Raw genomic sequence first — 2,356 nt, 5'->3', positions numbered from 1 at the left:
GCAAAGTAAAATGGAGGGTTTTCTTGCCGCCAAGGATCTGATGGCGCAGGGGATCAAGATCTGATCAAGAGACAGGTGTAGGGTTACTCCTGCCTAAGCGAGGCCATCATGTTTAACTCAGTCAGACTATTAGATATCCTATCCATACCAGACCTGCTCCAAAATACAACGCCTCCTATTGTCATGGCTGTTGATTCAGCCCCAGGTAAGTCACGCATTACTTGCATTGACCGTAAGCTATCAACCCAACTCTTTAATACGTTGAATACTGTGTGTGATTATTTTTATTGTCATGAGGAGATATCGTCAGCGCATCCAACGGTAGCGCTATTCCTAACGCATATGCGAGAGGTGTTTGGGTTGCACCTCATCCATGAGCGATATCTCGATAGTGATGAAGGCAATGAATTAGCCAAGGATATCAATAACGCGCTGTATGCGTTTCTAAGAGAATGCAAGAGTAAGGCACACCGAAAGCGTCTCAAGAACCTTAAACGCGTTGAGAACAGCAATCAGCTCAGTATAGCGACGTATGTTAATAGCCTATTCGACCAGCATGCCAAGCTATTAATCATCCGATTGGATATCGGCTATCACGAAGACTACTACGACCAGTTAACGTTAGACCTCGTGACGAATGACCGGAATAGTTACCTTCGTCGAATACAGAATAAATATCCTGCATTGGTGGGGTATATCTGGAAACTGGAGTACGGTGTTGATAGATATTTTCATACCCACATTACGTTCATTTTTAATGGGGCAGTACACCAACGAGATATCTCGCTGGGTAGAACACTGGGGGAGCTGTGGGAGGTCATGACCGACAATGACGGGAGCTATTACAACTGCCAAGTCAGGCGGGAGGAATATCAACGATGGGGCACTGATGGCATTGGGATGGTCCACTACAGCGATACAACCAAGTGTCAAAACCTGATTAATGCGCTGAGTTATCTGACCAAGCTGGATACGCAAATACTGGCGATATTACCAGCCGGTCGTCGGACCTTCGGGCGTATGGAGAGACCATCGCCCCAACCTCGCCTTGGCAGGCCAAGGCGCTCCAGCTATGCACTTACATACTGAATTACCCTTGCTTGCACAGATATAGGGGGGAGCAGCATCGCTCGTTTACAGACGCGGTAATATACCGATTCCAACCGTTGCTGGCGGGAAACTTTAGTCTCTGACAATACAATTGTCAGGTAGGAGACGCGATGGCGTATGTGAGCACGATAAGAAAGCCACATTCCCTTGATCTGCCAATAAGAAGAAAGCTCCGAGTGTAGCGGGCACTTTAGGCTGGTGAGGCCATTACAGGCTGTTCGATTTAGATTAAACCCACAGTTTTTCAACCGTTTGCCAGTGCAAATCTAATCCCACATAACATGTCGTGGCCTGACGAGTGTCCATAATCCGCAATGTTCTTAATGGCGCACATAACATCTTCTTTTCGGGCTGTCACCAGTTGCAGCAAACGCTCACCATAATGACCTGCTGTCCCCATTTTAAGCATCACAGAACTGATCTCCGTTGTGCGTGTTAGAAGGGGTAACAAAGCAGCGATAAGCTCATCCCTCCCTTGAAATGCAGTCCACTCCAGAGCAAATAGAATCCCAAGCAGAAAGTCATCGCCAGAGGGTGTCAGGCCATGCCCATAACCCAGCAAAGGGGTGAGAACAGGACCCAGCTCCACCTTGGTGCCACCCAACCAATTTTGCAGGGCTGTTAATGGAGGAAACAGATAGTCATGGTCTGCTCCATGCCATTGAGCCCAAAAACCACCTGCAGGAGGGGCTAATGACAAGAAGTGATCCAACGAAGGTAACAGGCATGGCATGCTCCCCTGACCCGAGGTTAGGCGGGTCGACTGCCACTGACAATCGACAAGCCGGATCTTACAGTGAGGCCCCACCAGTGTATTCTCGTGCCAAAGCCAGCGACTCCCGGGCTGCATGTCATCAGGTAACAATCCAGTCGCCAGCTCCATCCCTGCCGGGGGCAAAGCCACGCCATTTATCACCAAAGTCAACCATTCACCTTGGTCCGAGATAAAATTGCAGCTTCGCTGAAAACGAGAGTGAACGGTCAACACATCCTGCTTTGGCATCGCCAGGAGTCGCTGACAACCACGAATGACAGAGAGAGAACGCTGTGACAAAAGAGGCTCCTTGAACATGGATTGGCGAGGGGGATCACAGTTCTATGATCTGCTTCACTAACTGCTGAACAGACAGTCATGTGATACCGGTATGGTGCAATGCCAGCAATGACCGTAGATTGGCCCCTTGAAGATCCAGACACTTCGCCCCTCTTAACTTAAGAGGTAGTCTTGGAGCTATGTTCAGTACTA

At 48.9% G+C, this 2,356-nt stretch carries 2 protein-coding genes; one reads left to right on the top strand and one right to left on the bottom strand.

All coding sequences use genetic code 11. The features are described 5' to 3' along the window. Positions 1-108 precede the first annotated feature (108 nt). Positions 109-1,089 (top strand): YagK/YfjJ domain-containing protein, encoded by a 981-nt coding sequence (locus tag PG899_RS23920; protein WP_230599496.1) that lies wholly within the window; start codon positions 109-111, stop codon positions 1,087-1,089. Positions 1,090-1,354: 265 nt separating this feature from the next. Here PG899_RS23920 and PG899_RS23910 read toward each other — a convergent pair whose 3' ends face one another. Continuing rightward, on the bottom strand, positions 1,355-2,164 hold the full coding sequence (locus PG899_RS23910) for a DUF2877 domain-containing protein (protein WP_016351398.1): 810 nt from the start codon (positions 2,162-2,164) through the stop codon (positions 1,355-1,357). Positions 2,165-2,356 lie beyond the last annotated feature (192 nt).

Origin of the sequence: Aeromonas sp. QDB39, from assembly GCF_027707585.1 — a bacterium.
Taxonomy (GTDB): Bacteria; Pseudomonadota; Gammaproteobacteria; order Enterobacterales; family Aeromonadaceae; genus Aeromonas; species Aeromonas hydrophila.
The sequence above is the reverse complement of the archived record's forward strand: the minus strand, read 5'-3'. Positions and strand labels throughout refer to the sequence as shown.

What these genes read in the sequence shown, in the direction of transcription:
- PG899_RS23920 (WP_230599496.1), top strand. Translation starts at nt 109, where the DNA reads ATGTTTAACTCAGTCAGACTATTAGATATCCTATCCATACCAGACCTG.